This window comes from Nocardioides sp. CPCC 206348 (assembly GCF_048654705.1).
Classification (GTDB): Bacteria; Actinomycetota; Actinomycetes; order Propionibacteriales; family Nocardioidaceae; genus Nocardioides.
In genome coordinates, this window is the sequence record NZ_JBMCZA010000145.1 from 2,897 (window position 1) to 3,125 (window position 229).

Genomic DNA, 229 nt, shown 5'->3' on the forward strand with positions numbered 1-229 from the left:
GGGTGAGGGTGGGGAACGCCCGCTTGAGCTCGCCGTACGTCGACCCGACCTCGAGGTCGCCGTGCTCCGTGTGCGGGCCGGGTGCGCTCACGGACAGCTGCGTGATGGTGGCGTCCTCGTCGGTCAGGACGAAGAGCTTCTTCGCAGCCGGATCGGCTGCCCAGTGGATCAGCTCGCCTTCGCACAGCACGGCGCCGTCCTCGAACAGGCCGGTGGGCGTCCACTGCGC

The 229-nt window shown here is 70.3% G+C and carries 1 protein-coding gene; it reads right to left on the minus strand.

Features of this window, described 5'->3' with window-relative positions:
• Nucleotides 1–229, minus strand: a 229-nt coding sequence (locus ACOADB_RS10020; RefSeq protein ID WP_378597816.1) for a hypothetical protein, incomplete at both ends; no start/stop codon positions are given.